We start from the raw sequence: 15,326 nt of genomic DNA on the forward strand, positions 1-15,326 counted from the left end.
GTTATTTAAATCTCTTATTTCAACTCCTGAGCCAAAGTTTCTAAAACCTGCTCTAAATTTTCTAAATACGTCGCATTATTTTCAGGATCTGCTTCAAGAGGATCCAATACTTTCAAATCCACTCCAGTCGAACTGGCCAATGCTTGAGCAAGCTTATTTGAAACACCTTTTTCCGTAAAAATCGTTTTAACGTGGTAGGTATCCACAAATTCTTTGACTTCTGCCAGCTGTCTTGGACTCGGTTCTTCCTCTGAAACACCGGCTATTCCCAACTGATTCAACCCAAAACGTTGTGCAGTATAAGAGAAAGCCGTATGTTGGGTTACAAATGTTTTTGAACTTGCTTTAGAAAATACAGTAACATATTTATCAGCTAACTGTTGAGCCTCTTTCTCTAAATCCTTAGCATTTTTTCGGTAATAATCTGCATACTCAGGGTCACTTTCTGCTAACAGTTCCCCAATCGCAACAGCTTCTTGTCCCACCAAAACGGGATCCAACCAAGTATGTGGATCATATAGACTCGCCTCATCAATCCCTTGACCAGCTTCTACATCTTCCAAGCCTGGAACCTTTTTCAAGGGTAGAGTTGTTGAAGCCTCTAAGACTTTGACGGATGACCCTTGTAAATTCGGTTCCAACCGATTCGCCCACGACTCCAGAATCCGTGAGTGATAAATAAAGACATCGGCGTCATAAATAGCCTTAATATCTGCTGCCGATGGTTCATAAGAATGAATCCCCTGCCTTGAACCAATCATTCGGACATCATTCCTTTCACCAGACACTTCCTTAACCAGTGAATAAATTGGGTAAAATGAAGTGACAACCTTCAATCCAGACTGAACCTGACTTGACTCCTTCTGAACCGAACAAGATGCAAGAAGAAAACCAAGCATCGTTAAGATGCCGCATTGGATTATTTTCTTTAGCATAATCTCCTCCTTTTTCGTTAACTAGTTAACTATATCATAAGATAATTAACCGGTCAAGTATTTATTTGGATTTTTTACATCAACCAATCCAACATCAAACTATTGCTCAAGAACGAACAAGCCCAGTATTCCTATCTCTTATAGAGTTGAGTTAGATCCATTTCATTCCTATTTGCAAATGGTATTTCCTAACTCTCTACAGTTTCCCAAATAAAAAACCCGACCATAGGTCGAGTTTTATCATAATCAATTATTTTACAGTTGCAGTGCTTGTGATCACTTCTACTGCTTTCTTCACAGCGATATCATGTTTAAGCATTTCTGATGAAAGCAAGTTGCGAACTTGTTCCACTTCCATGTTGTAGGTTACTGCCAAGTCTTCGATTTCTTTGTTGATTTCTTCTTCAGTTGCTTCAAAGCCTTCTGCTTTAGCTACTGCTTCAACAACCAAGTTTGTCTTAGTACGTTTTTCAGCATCAGCTTCGTATTGTTTATGCAAGTCATCTTGAGTTGTACCAGTGATTTGGAAGTACATATCAGGTGATATACCTTGTTGTTGCAAACCACCTAAGAATTCGTTGATTGCACGATGAACTTCTTCGTGAATCATTTCTTCTGGCAATTCAACGATTTCAGCGTTTTCAACTGCCAATTCAAGAGCTGCTGATTCAACTGCATCATCAAATGCAATTTCTTTTGCTGTTTCTAATTCTTTACGGTATTTCGCTTTCAACTCATCAAGAGTTTCAACTTCTTCGTCAATATCTTTAGCTAATTCATCGTCTAAAGCTGGAACTTCTTTTGCTTTTACTTCATGGATTTTTGTTACGAAGAGTGCTGGTTTACCTGCAAGGTCAGCTGCTTGATAGTCTTCTGGGAAAGTAACTTCAACATTTACTTCTTCACCAGCTGCATGACCTACCAATTGTGCTTCAAATCCTGGGATGAATTGACCTGAACCAAGTCCAAGTGAGAAGTTTTCACCTTTACCACCGTCAAATTCAACTCCATCAACAGAACCAACAAAGTCGATGACAACAGTGTCACCTTCTTCAGCAGCACCTTCTTTGATAACCAATTCTGCCAAGTTATTGCGTTCACGTTCGATTTTCGCATCTACTTCTTCATCAGATACTTCTTTAGTTGCTTCTACTGAAACTGTCAAGTTTTTGTAGTCACCCAATTTTACTTCAGGTTTTGTTACAACTTCAGCGTTAATAGTCCAGTCTTGACCTTTTTCCATAGATACAACGTCGATTTTTGGTTGTGCAACGACTTCAAGACCTGCTTCAGTAACTGCTGCTTCATAAGCTGCTGGTAAAAGAGCGTTAACTACATCTTGGTAAAGTGCTTCTTCACCAAATTTTTGGTTGAAAACGGCACGTGGCAAGTGACCTTTACGGAAACCTGGAAGATTGATATCTTTCTTAACTTTGTTGAAAACGCGGTCCAATTCTGGTTTAATCGCATCTTGACCGATTGTGAAAGTCAATACACCGCGGTTTGTTTCTTTTGCTTCAAATGATACAGACATTCTGTCATTCTCCTTAAAATTTTATTGCATACTCTTCATTATAACACAATTAGCAAGGATTTCAACGATTTTATGATTGAGTTTTGGGGAATTGGCAGAGCTGGAAGCTAATCTTCTAATCTGGTTGTTGTCCGTCATGGGCCAACCACTTGCAGTCTGTCAAACTCATTTCGGAAAAGACCGCTTCAAAAGAAGAATCTTCTGGCGAACAGGCATAGATTCCAAAATGGATTTTACCACTGCCTTCATGTAGGTGACAGATCCGCATCTGCTCAAAATGGACACCGTCTTTAGAGTTTTCGATGCAGAAATCACTACCCCGTCGGCTCAAACGGTAATAAATAGACTTGACCGAAGCAGGGATTTCCTGAGTTGCCCAGTCTGAAAAGCCATGATTGGTCACGACGCTACCTAGGTGCTGGAAATCTTCATTTTCATACTCAATCGAGCCCTTGATCCAGTTTTCCGAATCCTGATAAACCACGACACCACACTGGTCAAAGCGGGTATGACTATTGGAAAAATCTGTCTTAACCGTAAAGGAGAAATACTCTTCCTCCGTATCCATCAAGAGCAAGGGAGCATTGTCATTGACAAAATGATAATAGGTTTTCTGCCACAAGTCCGTATGGGCTTGGGTTGTGATTCTGATTTCCTTGTCTGAAATCTGGTAGTTTTCTGGCTCTCGCACCCAGTAAAAGTTCTTTGTGTCCATGTTACTCCTTAGTTCGTTCATCTATAAAAGCCAACATCCGCTCAAATGCTTTGGCAGACACAGGGTCTGTTCGTAAATTCGCCACAAAACCATGTGGCTTTTCAAGCCCTTCTTCTGCTAAAGGATCGACCAATTCATTTTCAACTCCCGCTTGCTTCAAGGCCTTATTGAGCGACACCATATCTGTCCGATACTCGCTTCCCAACAGGAAACTAGCTGGGTAGTCCTTGTTCACATGGGAAATCGGGTTATAGGCATTGATTTCTTCCTCACTTAGATAAATGGTTTCTGAAACATAATTTCCAACCAAGAGCTTCGTGCTTAAGCTAAACTTGGCGTAATCTAAGGGAGCGTCGTCGATAACCAGAACCTTGACATGTTCTTTTGCAATACTTGGTTCAATGTTCAATAGCTGAGCGTAATCATTGTTGGCTAAGAGGCTACCGTATTGTGCTACCATGATGGCACCTGCTGATGAGCCCATTAAGACGACATTGTCCATGTTCAAATGGTATTCTTCAGCGTGTTCCTTTATATAGGCGATAGCCTGATTCATCTGAATCACAGGCGTTGGGAAATGGTGATCTGGCACAAGCGCATAGTCAACATTGACAACATTATATCCTTTTGACACGATATCGTCAATGAGATAGGTGGCTTGGCTGGCAGCCAGAGGGTCCCCCATATTTTTACTCCCTCCAAAGAATCCACCACCGTGGAAATAGAAGAGGGTTGGACGGTCAGCTTCAAGATTTTGGTCTGGATAAGTAATATCTAAAAAGCTGTTAGGGTAGTCCTTGCTATAGGCAATCTCACTTTTCAAATACTGACCATTTTCTTTCAAGCCGTCAATGGAATCATAAAGGGGACTGTAAGAGTTCGGTGAACTCTCCTTGTACATAAACGATTGAATGACTCCGACTACCAACTGCGGATGATTGGTAACGGACACATAAGCAATGATACCAAGACTAGCTACAATCCCAAGGATCCATAAGATGATTTTTTTAATTTTTTTCATTTTGTTCTCCTAATCTAATAGTTCTAATCCATAGCTGTTTACTTGTCCATTGACAGCATCATCCAGCCATTCTGCCACACTCTTATCTTGAGCCATTGGTGTGAAAAAAGTTGAAAAGTTAATGGTTGTGTGCTGAGTAGCGGTAGTTTTTTCATCTTGCCCATGGTTCCAGATAAAAATACCCACTCCCTCAATCTGAGTTTGAAGCTCTTGTACCATCTGTTTGAGCCTGATTTGAAAGTCATCACTGCTCGCTTTTGTTGCATCAGCTAGCTGCCCTTGGTCAATATAGGCCTGATATTGCTGAAGAATCCCATCTCGATAGGAAATATCAAACAATATCTTAACCCGATCCCCTCGCTTCTCATGGAGGGCTACTAAGCTATCCAAAACAAGATTGTCTGAATGCAGACGGTCACTAATGGAAGTCGGTGTTTTCCAGACATTTTCCGCAATGCTTTTCCAATTATCATGTCTCAAAAAGGCACTGTCAACTGCAACCGTGATATTCTCTGCAGTTGGAAATTGTGAAATCACTCCGTCCGCAAGCAATGACGTTGCAAACCCGCCAGCTGAAAATCCAGTTACCAGAAGCGTATCTGGATTACCTATGTGAGACTTGGCAGCTGCTAAAATGCTCATCAGATTGGAATAACCTTGGTGATGGACTACTTGCTCTTTTCCGTTATCATCTATATAAGAAAAGTTTTGGGTCCCTGCATGAAAATCTCCTGTCCCATACGGAAGCACAATCATAGTCCAGTCCTTAAATGGATTGTCTTCCTGCGGACTTCCAATTCCCCAAGTTGCGACATAATCTTGATGGCCAGTTGTGGTCGCAAAATAACGTGTGCCACCACTAGCAGTCTCTTCATTGATACTCACACCACCACCGAAGAAATAGACCATCACCTTATCCTTCTCTTTACCGATACGAAGCAGGCCATGTGCCTGATTGCCCTGAGAATCTACAACCCCTTCGGGACTGAGGCGGTACCATTCATTCACTTGTGGGGTCTGGTCAACAAGCTCAGGAGCTGACCAGCCAAATGTCTTTTTGTAGGCAATAAAACCAAGCAAGGCTAGAACAACTGTTACAGCCGCTACTATTTTCCAAACTTTTTTCATACTTTCTTTTTTCTGTCCTTTATGGTATATTTTTAGAAACAAGTGTTTCGTTTTTTATTAGTATAGCAGATGAACAGTGGGAAAACTAGTCCCAGCTCTGCTATTTGCCCAAAAGGAAACAAAGGAAAGGAAGTGTTTCGCATGGAAAGAGTGAAGCGGAAAGAGTCATTATTTGTGGAGAGTGTCGTGGAGGCTCTGTGGGAGTTGCTGGAAGACAAATCTTTTGAAAAGATTAGTGTGTCTGAGTTGGTGGAGCGAGCGGGCATCGGTCGAGTTACCTTTTACCGAAACTTTTCTAATAAGGAAGAGGTGCTCAAACGGTCCTTCAACTTGGAATTGCTAGCCTGGTTGACCGAGCGACAGATAGACTTGTCGGATTGGTCAGATGCTCATCTCTTACTAGCTTTACGGCAATTTTTTGACTTTTGGAATGAGCAACAAGATAAGATTCGCTTATTGACAGCCAACCACTTGGACTACTTGCTCGAGGAGGTCTTGGACAGCTACTTCAAAGAGAGGCTGGGGGACTTGACCGATGATTTTCACCTGCAATTTATAGTAGGTGGATTTTTCCGAGTGCTCAAAACCTGGGTTGCTAGAGGCTGTAAGGAAAGCCCTGATGACATCATGCAGTTGATGGGAGAGCAATAGAGCAAGCTTGTCAGCATTCCTAACCAGACCAAGCAAAAAAAGACTTAGACAACTGTTTTTAGTCACTCTAAGTCTTTTTTGTATATAGTGGCATTGTGAAAAGATGACAATTTAAGTCCTTTTCACTTTTTCTTCAATGGCTTTTTCTAGGTCAACCAGAACATCAGACATGTACATGGTTTTCAATTCTTTCTCCATAGCTGTCTGGACCTGGACTAGTTTGTCGTCCACAGCAGCATGGATATTCCCCCCCACGATACAGTCGGGATGGGGATTTTCATGAAAGTTGAACAAGCCTTTCTTATCAATATTGTCAACCGTAACAAAGATGTCATAAAGGCTAATGTCATCAAGTGGCTTTGCTAAACGAAAACCGCCGCTGCCCTGCTTGGCATCTACAATTCCCGCATCCTTCAAACCAGATAAAACCGAGCGAATGATAACAGGATTGGCTTGAATGCTGTTTGCCAAAACCTTACTGGTAACACGTTGCTGGTCTTGAAAGAGATGGATAAAGGCCAAGGCGTGAATGGCAATGGTAAATTTATTTGAAATCTGCATAAAAACCTTTTACTCGCTGACAAGGCTGATACGTGCTTTGAGATGATCGCCTGATGCAATCTCGTCAATCATACCAATAGCATAATCTGCATAGGAAATAACACTTTCTCCCTTGCTGTTCAAGACCAACTCTTCACCGCCAAGAATATAGCGACCTGTCCGTTCGCCGTCTGCTTGGAAATCACCTGCCGGGCTTACATAGGTCCAGTTGACATCATCTACTTGACGAAGGGCCTCAAGTGCTTCCTTGTGAGCATTTAGCACAGGCAATACTTCCGCTGGAAACTCTGTCACATCTGCCACAGTCAAGGTACGCTCTGGATTAACATACAGGCTTGCTGCTCCACCAACCACCAGCAAACGTGTTTGTGAATCTTTTAGGATAGACGCCAAATGTTTGGCTGCATCAGGAACCATATGCACAGTGTCTGCTGTCCAGGCACCTACTGCATCCACTACCGCATCAAAACCAATCACATCATCGGCTGTCAGATCAAAAACATCCTTTTGAAGAACCTGCTGTGCGACTGTCTTATTTTCACCACGAACGATAGCCGTTACTTCAAAACCACGTGCTACCGCTTCTTTTACAATCAAGCTACCTGCTTTACCATTTGCTGCTACTACTGCTATTTTCATTTTCTTTTCCTCCGAAATGTTTTTTGTTGTAAATTATTTTGTTACAACTTTTTTTTGAAATTGTTGGCAGGTTCATTTATTGTTGAATATCACTGAGGGCTACACGGAGCTTTTCGCTATTTCGCCCGTGCAAGATCACTTCACGACCTTCACCAGCCAGTTTCATGGCTAAGTGTTTGCCGATTCCATCCGTCGATCCTGTGATTAAAATGGTTTTAGGCATTGGTTTCCTCCAAAAAGGCTAGTAAGGCTTTCGAAAACTCTTCTGCATTTTGGAAGATCGAGCCGTGTCCTGCATTTGGATAGATGATCAGTTGGCTATTTTTGATCTTCTCATGCATGGTATAAGAATTTTCTGTTGGAACCTGCATGTCCTTATCACCGTTGACGATAAGAGTTGGTTGGGTGATAAAGGTCATATCATCTTGCGGCTCTCTTCCCCAGCGTTTGATAGTTTTCAGCTGTGTCAAAAATCCTGGAACATTCATGTCCTTGTCTGCATGAGCAGCACTTCTTTGCCCCATACGACCCAAGACTTTTTCTGCCTCCAAGCGACCTGCTTCATCATGATTGTAGAAAATGTAGCGTTTTGGATCCACACGCTCCAAACCAGCCTTCAGCATATAGCGGAAGGTTTTCCCAGTCACCTTATCGACTTCAAAACCACCACGAGGACCTGTACCTGCTAAAATCAAGCGGTTTACCAATTGACTATCCAGACGAACGATTTCTTGAGCAATAAAGCCACCCATAGACAGACCGAGCAAATTGATTTTCTCATGTCCCAAAGCCTTGATAATAGAAACAGCCTGCTCAGCCATTCCTGGAATAGTCGGAGCCACCTTGCCTTGACTAGCTCCTACGCCAGGAAGGTCTAGGACAATCACATGATGCTGTTCAGCCAGCAAATCCAGCAATTTGGGATCCCAGTTGTCCAAGGTCGCCGCTAGGTGAACTAGCATGACCAAAGGGATGTCAGACTTGCTCTTGCTGAGCTCACGGTAGGCAATTTTATTGTTTGAAACGGTGACGTATTGGTTTTTAGTTGTAATATATGACATGATGTTTCCTTGTATATTCTATTGTTTTAGTTGAAACTGAGGACGGTTTTTCCGCGTGAACGACCATTGGCAACCTTATCAAGTGCTGCATTGACTTCTTCAAATGGATAAACTGTATCGATAGATGGTTTGATTTCGAGCTTGCTGAAAATGTCTGCTACTTCTTGCAGTTGGCGACCATTGCTCTCTACGAAAATGAAATGGTAGTGAACACCGTATTTCTTAGCCATTTTGTCAAATGAACGACCAGCTAGGCCAAACAAGATTTGTTTCCATTTTGGCAAATTCATACGTTTGGCAAATTCACCATTTGGCATGGCACGAAGGGAAATCAGCTGTCCACCTTTTTTCATAATGGACATTTGTTTCTCTGTTTCTGCACCACCAAGTGTGTCCAAGACGTAGTCAACATTGCTAAGTGTTTTGGTGTAATCTTCTGTCTTGTAATCGATAAACCGGTCTGCACCCAATGACAACACCCGTTCTGCATTTGCCCCATCACCATTTGTGATAACGGTCAAGCCCTTGGCTTTGGCAATTGGAATAGCCATACCGCCAACACCACCAGTTCCGCCTGAGATGAAGATGGTCTTGCCTGCCTCAGCACCCATGAGGTCAAGGGCCTGCATGATGGTCAAGGCTGTCAGAGGAACAGCTGCCGCTTCTTCATCTGTCAAGTAGGTAGGAACCTTAGCAAGAGCCTGAGCGTCAACCGCTACATACTCAGCAAAAGCACCGATACTATCAAGCGGAAGTCGACCGAAGACACGATCACCTGCTACAAATGTCGTCACGCTTGAACCTACTTCTTCAATCAAGCCAACTAGTTCATTTCCAGCCGTTTGTGGCAATTTATAAGGAACAATCAATTTCACATCTCCGCGTGAAATCATGTTGTCCAAGGGGTTAACGCCTGCTGCGGTTACTTTGACAAGGACTTGGTTAGGCTTGATTTGTGGTTTAGCAATTTCTGTAAGGTTAAGGGTGATGTTGTTTTTGTTATAAGATGTGTGTTGTGCTGCTTTCATGGTTTACTCCTTTTATTTTACAACTTGTATCTGATACAAGTATAATTGTTGTTTTTAGAAAATCTGACACTTGGTCAGATTCGTTCTTGATTGGCTGATTGATAGAGATTAGTAATCACATTATCTAAGGATTGACGACTGAGTTGATGTTCCAGTTCTTGTTCAACGCTGGAAAAGATGGGAACCATTGCGCCTTCTATATGCTGCCCAACTGGACAAGAAAGATTGGCATTCTGGTGTATCTGAAATAGGCGAATATGCTCCACTTCTTGCGTCGCAAGGTAGATTTCCAATAAGCTAATATCCTTAGGGGACTTGCTCAATTGGTAGCCCGATCGTCCTTGGTGCGAAGTGATTAAGCCTGCATTTTTCAAAAGTGCAATCACCTTGCGGATGTAACTGGCATTGGTGCCAACGCTCTCAGCTAAGGCTTGCGAGCTAAGTATTTCCTTACTCTCACTGATCATGGTCAATATATGAAGGGCTACTGAAAACTTTGTATCCATTAGGTCTCCTTTCTGTCCTTGTATCAACTACAGGAACAAGTTTATCACAAGCCAGACTTCTTGGCAAGGATTTCGCTCAAAAAAATCACAACCTTCTGGCTGTGACTAATTTTTCCGTATTTTATCCTCTACATATGCTGCACGAGCTCCACCAATCAATTTAGGTCGGCTAGCAAGCGCCGTAACATGTGCTTGCCCAATTTCCCGAAGTCTTGGTCTAACTGGAACCTGTACATGTTTGATATGCATGCCGATAGCCGTATCTCCGATATCCACACCTGCCTGAGCAGTAATAAATTCCACTTCGACTGGATCTTTCATATACTTGAAAGCCGCCAGCTGTCCAGAACCACCTGCATGAAGACTAGGCAAGACATTGACTATTTCCAAATCTTTCTGAATTGCTAATTCTCTCTCCACGACTAAGGCACGATTGAGGTGTTCGCAGCCTTGGACAGCTAGATAGATACCTTTTGGCTCCAGAATTTCCAAGATAGTTTCAACAATCACCTCACCGACTTCCAGACTGGAGTTTTTGCCAATATGCCCACCGATGACCTCACTAGAAGACAAACCTAGGACAAATATCTGACCCTTTTGAAGATTGCTGAGTTCTAAGACTTCTTGCACAACTTGCTGGGTTTGAACTTTGATTTTATCGAGTGACATAGTTAATAGCACCGCTTTTCTCAACTAATTTAACCACTGCAAACCCTAAGCCCATCCCGACAAAGTTTTGCATGCTATTGCCAAAAACACTTTCAATGGCTTTGAGGTCATTAAAATAAATCCGAGATGCCAGGTAGTAGCCCCCAACCATAGAGAGTGACGCCAAGACTAGACCGAAAATCCGTTTCTTGCCTGTCCAACCCGCAAAATAACCCTGAGCTCCGTGAAAAACTAGACTAAAGAATGCCCACTGGGGATAGCCCAGCAAGAAATCTATCAAGAGTCCAGATAAACCGCCGACAATAGCTCCTTCTTTCTTGCCTAAGTAAAAGGCTGTAAAGTAAACTCCCACATCCAAAAGTGTGAAAAAGCCGGATAGGGTCGGCATATGGACATGGGCCAAGACCAAGGTCAAGGCTGTTAAGATGGCTAATAATACTAATTCCTGTGTTTTCTTATTTCTCATATTGAACCACTCCATAATCATCAGACGTCTCGATTGCCCGATAGACAAACTCTTTCGATAACCGAACAGCCTCTAAGGGATCCTTGCCAAGTAAAAGTTGACTGGCAATGCTTGAAGCAAAGGTACAGCCCGCACCGACATTATTACTGGTCAAAATTGGTGATTCCAACACCTCAATCGTTTGCCCATCATAATAAACATCAATTGCCTTATCTTTGTCTAAACGATTACCACCCTTAATCACCACATGTTTAGCCCCTAACTCGTACAAATCACGCGCCGCCTGCTTCATTTCTTCGACAGTTTTAATGTCTCTTTGGATCAATAGCTGAGCTTCTGCCAAGTTTGGAGTGATAATAGTCACATATGGGAAAAATTTCAAGAGTTCGTCACGTAATTGGCTAACCTCTGTATCATGCGTTTCCTTGCAGACCAAAACAGGGTCTAGCACCACAGGAATATCTTGGTGGGCCTGAATGACTTCCAAAGCCTGCTCTGCAATTTCAACATTTGGAAGAAGTCCAATCTTAATTGCTGAGAACGGAACGTTCTTCAAGCTAGCAAGCTGATGAGCAAAAATAGTCGAATCTGTCGGAAATACTTCAAATCCTTTTTCTGTCATCGCAGTCAAGCAAGTGACTGCAACAAAGCCATGCAATTTATGAACAGTATAGGTTGTTAAATCTGCATGGAGTCCCCCACCGCTAAAAATATCATTACCCGAAAGTGCCAAAATATAATTAGTCTTCATAAATAATCTCCTTTAAATACAAGCCATTACCAGCAGCGGTAGGTCCAGCCAAATCGCGATTTTTTTCTTCCAAGATTCTCTTGATTTGGTGAACAGGCATACGACCATTCCCAATTTTTAGGAGGGTGCCTACCATATTTCGAACCTGCTTATATAAAAAGCCATTGCCCGAAAAAGTAAAAATCAAAAATTGTCGTCGCTGGTCATATTCTAGTGTTGCAGACGTGATGGTTCGCACCTTATTTTCCACTGAAGTCCCAGAAGCTGTAAAACCAGTGAAATCATGTGTCCCCTCTAAGTCTTTGATGGCTTCTCTGATCAAAGAAAGGTCCAGATCATAAGGATAAAAGGTAGCATAATGCCGCATCATGGGATTTTTAGGTCGACCGATATCCACTAGAAATTCATAAGTTTTACTATGTTTGGCATAACGACAATGAAAATCATCCGCTACCTGCTCCACCTTGACCACATCGATATCCTCCGGAGTTTGCGTATCTAGGGCAAAACGAAGCCTTTCCTCATCTCGAGCACCCAGCAAGTCAAAATGTATGACCTGCCCATAAGCATGCACACCTGCATCTGTCCGACCTGCACCATGCACTGTTACTGAGTGCCCACTGTTCAACCGTTTCAAGGTTTTCTCGATTTCTTCCTGAACTGTCCGAGCATGAGGCTGACGTTGAAAACCAGAAAAATCATGCCCATCGTAGGAAATAATTGCTTTATATCTTGTCATGTTCTGATTGTAGCATAGGTGTATAGGATGAACAATACAGAAAAAACTCAACTGTCCTATCACAGATTTAATCTCATCTATTTTGACTTTTCTAAAATACGCATAATAATGAAGTCAAAAGAATGACATACTGTTCATCAATTTTTCCTGATACCTAGGTGCCTCTGTTGAACAACAAATCATAACACTTCAGGAACGCCGCATTACAATAAATTAGGTTGCTCACTTCGTCCACAACCGAGTCCATCGTTGACACCTCTTGTAAAAAGGATTATAATGAAATTGCACTTGATTAGAATTATTCTTAAAAAGAGGAGGAGGTACGAATGGAATTACATTCTCATCTTAATGCAGAACACCAGACCGCCTTTGAACATGTTATTCAACATCTAAAAGAAAAAAGAATTCGGATAACCGAAACCAGGAAAGCTGTTGTTGCCTATATCATTGAAAGCGACGATCATCCTAGTGCGGAGATGATTTATTCGGATCTTTTACCTAACTATCCGAATATGAGCTTAGCGACAGTATACAATAACCTCAAGGTTTTGTTAGAAGAAGGTTTTGTTACTGAGCTGAAACGTGCGAATGACACTACTACCTACTATGATTTCATGGGACATGAACACCTCAATGTTATTTGTGAAAAATGTGGAAAAATCACGGATTTTATGGATGTGGAAATTCCTAGCCTCAAGAAAGAAGCACATGAGCAAACTGGCTATAAAATAACTAAAGAAGTCTTATCTATTTATGGAATTTGTCCAGAATGCCAACAGCTAAAAAAATAAATAGTGAAGTGACCATATCGCACTTCTCATTCAGACAAGCATTGTAATGATGTTTGTCTTTTTGTTTTCACCAATCATCTTTGACGAAAATCTTATAATTGTCAGAATTTTGTTATTTAGAATTATTATAATTAAGCTTGACAATTTAATTATAATTGTTATAATTAAAATATAAATAACAATTCTTCTAATTAAGGAATTACGATTATGAAACTAGTAACCCTTTTTAAAAACAATATACATATTCTAACGACCAGTCTTTGCCTACTCTTTATTTTGATTGGTGTCTTGTTACTTCAGATTGATCTAGAACCATTTGCTGCACCAGCATTCATTCTAGCTTTTCTAATTGGTGGGTATCAGTCCGCCAAAGATGGTCTTTCTGAACTTATTTTTGATAAACATTTATCAGTTGATGTTCTGATGATTTTAGCTGCTATTGGATCTGGTATTATTGGTTACTGGATGGAGGGGGCACTTCTCATCTTTATCTTCTCTCTTTCAAATACTTTGGAAGAATTGGCGATGGAAAAAAGTAGAAATGCCATCGCTTCACTGATGAACATGACACCACCCACAGCTCGTAAAATCGAAGAAAATGGGGACATTACAGTTTTAGAAACAGCAGATATTCACATCGGTGATTTCTTACAGGTTCGTAAAGGGGACACTGTTCCCTTGGACGGACGGTTGATGAGCGATCAATCTATTTTTGATGAGTCAATGATCACTGGTGAGCCTTTGCCTGCTGAAAAATTGATGGGCGCCACAGTTATCGGCGGAACCATTAACCAAGGTCCAACTGTAACCATTCAAGTAACAGCTGAAAAAGGTGATGCTTTGTTTGACAAAATTGTTCAGATGGTTGAAAATGCACAGGAATCAAAGTCCAAAGCGGCTACCTTCATTGAAAATATGGAAGATACCTATGTCAAAGTTGTACTCGTAGCAGTTCCCATTTTTATTCTCTTTGTACACTTTGCATTAGGATGGGACTGGTTGAACTCCTTCTATCGTGGTATGATTCTGTTAACCATTGCATCCCCATGTGCACTAGTCGCTAGCTCTTCACCTGCGACACTTTCTGCCATCAGTCGTGCGGCGCGCAAGGGCATGATTATCAAAGGCGGTGATATTGCGGATAACATTGCCAACTTAGAAGCTATTGTTTTCGATAAAACAGGTACATTAACCATTGGGAAACCAGAAGTTGTCGGGGCAACCTATCTTGGCGATGAAAAGCTAATCAATGAAATTGTTCAAGCAGTTGAAAAACAATCTAGCCATCCTATCGCTCAAGCTCTTCAGAATTATACTGTTGACAGCTCTGCTATTGTCCTCCAAAACCTTAAAGACCTAACTGGTAAAGGTTTGGAAGCCGAGTACGAGGGAAATCGCTGGAAAATCGGTAAATCTGGATTTGTAGTAGAAACGCTGGTCAAACCACTTTCTACTGACTTGATTGCAGACATTGATCAAGCAGAAGGCACGGGTAAAACGTTGGTCTATGTCAGCCAAAACAATCAACTAATGGCTATCTTTTTCATTGAGGATCGTGTAAAACCAGAGACTAAAACCCTGATAAGTCAATTGAAGGACATGGGAGTAACACCTATACTCCTAACTGGGGATCAAGAAAAGACAGCCCGATATGTAGCTAGTCAAGTCGGTATCGAACGCGTCATTGCCAATTGCCTACCAACCGATAAGGCCTCAATCATCCAAGAGTTGCAAAAAGAGTTTTCTTCCGTTGGTATGGTTGGAGATGGGATTAACGATGCCCCAGCTCTTGCTCAAGCTAATGTCAGCTACGCTATGGGAAGCGGTACAGATATTGCGATGGAATCAGCGGATATCGTACTCATGGAAGACCTGACGAGAATTCCGTATTCTGTCCGCCTATCTAAAAAAATGCGTGGAATTATCAAACAAAATATCATTTTTGCCCTCTCAGTCATCGCAGTTCTCATCATCTCTAACCTCTTCCAATCAATTAATCTCCCACTCGGAGTGGTTGGTCATGAAGGCTCCACAATTCTTGTGATTTTGAATGGACTAAGACTCCTATATTTTAAATAGCTTCAAACCGCCAGGTAGTTGGCGGTTTTCTTATTATTCTTTTTTAAAAAAA

Annotated in this window: 17 protein-coding genes and 1 pseudogene; 3 read left to right on the forward strand and 15 right to left on the reverse strand. The window is 41.7% G+C overall.

Going from position 1 to position 15,326, the window contains the following annotated elements:
* Positions 1-14: 14 nt before the first annotated feature.
* The 5 genes from L6410_RS08740 to L6410_RS08760 all read right to left on the reverse strand — a co-directional run bounded on the left by L6410_RS08740 (position 15) and on the right by L6410_RS08760 (position 5,333).
* The gene (locus L6410_RS08740; RefSeq protein ID WP_024396397.1) at positions 15-935 is read right to left on the reverse strand and encodes a metal ABC transporter solute-binding protein, Zn/Mn family; all 921 of its coding nucleotides are present in this window, start codon (positions 933-935) and stop codon (positions 15-17) included.
* Between the two features lie 250 nt (positions 936-1,185).
* On the reverse strand, positions 1,186-2,469 hold the full coding sequence (gene tig, locus L6410_RS08745; RefSeq protein WP_237395343.1) for a trigger factor: 1,284 nt from the start codon (positions 2,467-2,469) through the stop codon (positions 1,186-1,188).
* A gap of 115 nt (positions 2,470-2,584) precedes the next feature.
* A complete protein-coding gene (locus L6410_RS08750) occupies positions 2,585-3,184 on the reverse strand; it encodes a DUF1349 domain-containing protein (RefSeq protein ID WP_237395344.1) in 600 nt (199 codons plus the stop codon).
* Position 3,185: 1 nt separating this feature from the next.
* The gene (locus tag L6410_RS08755; RefSeq protein WP_237395345.1) at positions 3,186-4,205 is read right to left on the reverse strand and encodes an alpha/beta hydrolase; all 1,020 of its coding nucleotides are present in this window, start codon (positions 4,203-4,205) and stop codon (positions 3,186-3,188) included.
* Positions 4,206-4,214: 9 nt separating this feature from the next.
* Positions 4,215-5,333, reverse strand: coding sequence for a pectinacetylesterase family protein (locus L6410_RS08760; RefSeq protein WP_237395346.1), 1,119 nt, complete (start codon positions 5,331-5,333; stop codon positions 4,215-4,217).
* 141 nt (positions 5,334-5,474) lie between these two features.
* Between L6410_RS08760 and L6410_RS08765 the strand changes: the two genes are divergently transcribed.
* Positions 5,475-5,984 (forward strand): TetR/AcrR family transcriptional regulator, encoded by a 510-nt coding sequence (locus L6410_RS08765; RefSeq protein ID WP_237395347.1) that lies wholly within the window; start codon positions 5,475-5,477, stop codon positions 5,982-5,984.
* 111 nt (positions 5,985-6,095) lie between these two features.
* Here the strand turns inward: L6410_RS08765 and L6410_RS08770 are convergent, their stop codons facing one another.
* The 10 genes and pseudogenes from L6410_RS08770 to truA all read right to left on the reverse strand — a co-directional run bounded on the left by L6410_RS08770 (position 6,096) and on the right by truA (position 12,404).
* Positions 6,096-6,545: an Rrf2 family transcriptional regulator gene (locus tag L6410_RS08770; protein WP_029187645.1), complete on the reverse strand. Its 450-nt coding sequence runs from the start codon at positions 6,543-6,545 to the stop codon at positions 6,096-6,098.
* A 9-nt stretch (positions 6,546-6,554) separates the two neighbouring features.
* Entirely contained in the window at positions 6,555-7,184 is a 630-nt protein-coding gene (locus tag L6410_RS08775; protein WP_237395348.1) for an NAD(P)-dependent oxidoreductase, read from the reverse strand.
* Between the two features lie 82 nt (positions 7,185-7,266).
* Positions 7,267-7,407, reverse strand: a pseudogene (locus tag L6410_RS08780) (SDR family NAD(P)-dependent oxidoreductase); the annotation flags it as partial.
* Complete coding sequence (locus L6410_RS08785; RefSeq protein WP_237395349.1) at positions 7,400-8,245, reverse strand: alpha/beta fold hydrolase; 846 nt, start codon at positions 8,243-8,245, stop codon at positions 7,400-7,402. The pseudogene L6410_RS08780 and the gene L6410_RS08785, both read right to left, overlap by 8 nt.
* Before the next feature lie 26 nt (positions 8,246-8,271).
* A complete protein-coding gene (locus tag L6410_RS08790) occupies positions 8,272-9,273 on the reverse strand; it encodes an NADP-dependent oxidoreductase (RefSeq protein ID WP_237395350.1) in 1,002 nt (333 codons plus the stop codon).
* Positions 9,274-9,347: 74 nt separating this feature from the next.
* Complete coding sequence (locus L6410_RS08795) at positions 9,348-9,779, reverse strand: Rrf2 family transcriptional regulator (protein ID WP_024405223.1); 432 nt, start codon at positions 9,777-9,779, stop codon at positions 9,348-9,350.
* A 105-nt stretch (positions 9,780-9,884) separates the two neighbouring features.
* Entirely contained in the window at positions 9,885-10,448 is a 564-nt protein-coding gene (locus L6410_RS08800) for a TIGR01440 family protein (RefSeq protein WP_172040682.1), read from the reverse strand.
* Positions 10,435-10,914 (reverse strand): ECF transporter S component, encoded by a 480-nt coding sequence (locus tag L6410_RS08805; protein ID WP_172040680.1) that lies wholly within the window; start codon positions 10,912-10,914, stop codon positions 10,435-10,437. The genes L6410_RS08800 and L6410_RS08805 overlap by 14 nt, the downstream gene beginning before the upstream one ends.
* Positions 10,904-11,665 carry a bifunctional hydroxymethylpyrimidine kinase/phosphomethylpyrimidine kinase gene (locus L6410_RS08810; protein ID WP_024403507.1) on the reverse strand — a complete coding sequence of 254 codons (762 nt, stop codon included), beginning with the start codon at positions 11,663-11,665 and terminating at the stop codon, positions 10,904-10,906. The genes L6410_RS08805 and L6410_RS08810 overlap by 11 nt, the downstream gene beginning before the upstream one ends.
* Complete coding sequence (gene truA / locus L6410_RS08815) at positions 11,655-12,404, reverse strand: tRNA pseudouridine(38-40) synthase TruA (RefSeq protein ID WP_024391080.1); 750 nt, start codon at positions 12,402-12,404, stop codon at positions 11,655-11,657. Before truA ends, L6410_RS08810 begins: the two co-directional genes overlap by 11 nt.
* Before the next feature lie 326 nt (positions 12,405-12,730).
* Between truA and perR the strand changes: the two genes are divergently transcribed.
* A complete protein-coding gene (gene perR / locus L6410_RS08820) occupies positions 12,731-13,195 on the forward strand; it encodes a peroxide-responsive transcriptional repressor PerR (RefSeq protein WP_024391081.1) in 465 nt (154 codons plus the stop codon).
* A 207-nt stretch (positions 13,196-13,402) separates the two neighbouring features.
* A complete protein-coding gene (locus tag L6410_RS08825; RefSeq protein ID WP_237395351.1) occupies positions 13,403-15,274 on the forward strand; it encodes a heavy metal translocating P-type ATPase in 1,872 nt (623 codons plus the stop codon).
* Positions 15,275-15,326: the final 52 nt, after the last annotated feature.

The sequence above is a fragment of the Streptococcus parasuis genome, from assembly GCF_021654455.1.
In the GTDB taxonomy this organism is placed as follows: domain Bacteria; phylum Bacillota; class Bacilli; order Lactobacillales; family Streptococcaceae; genus Streptococcus; species Streptococcus parasuis.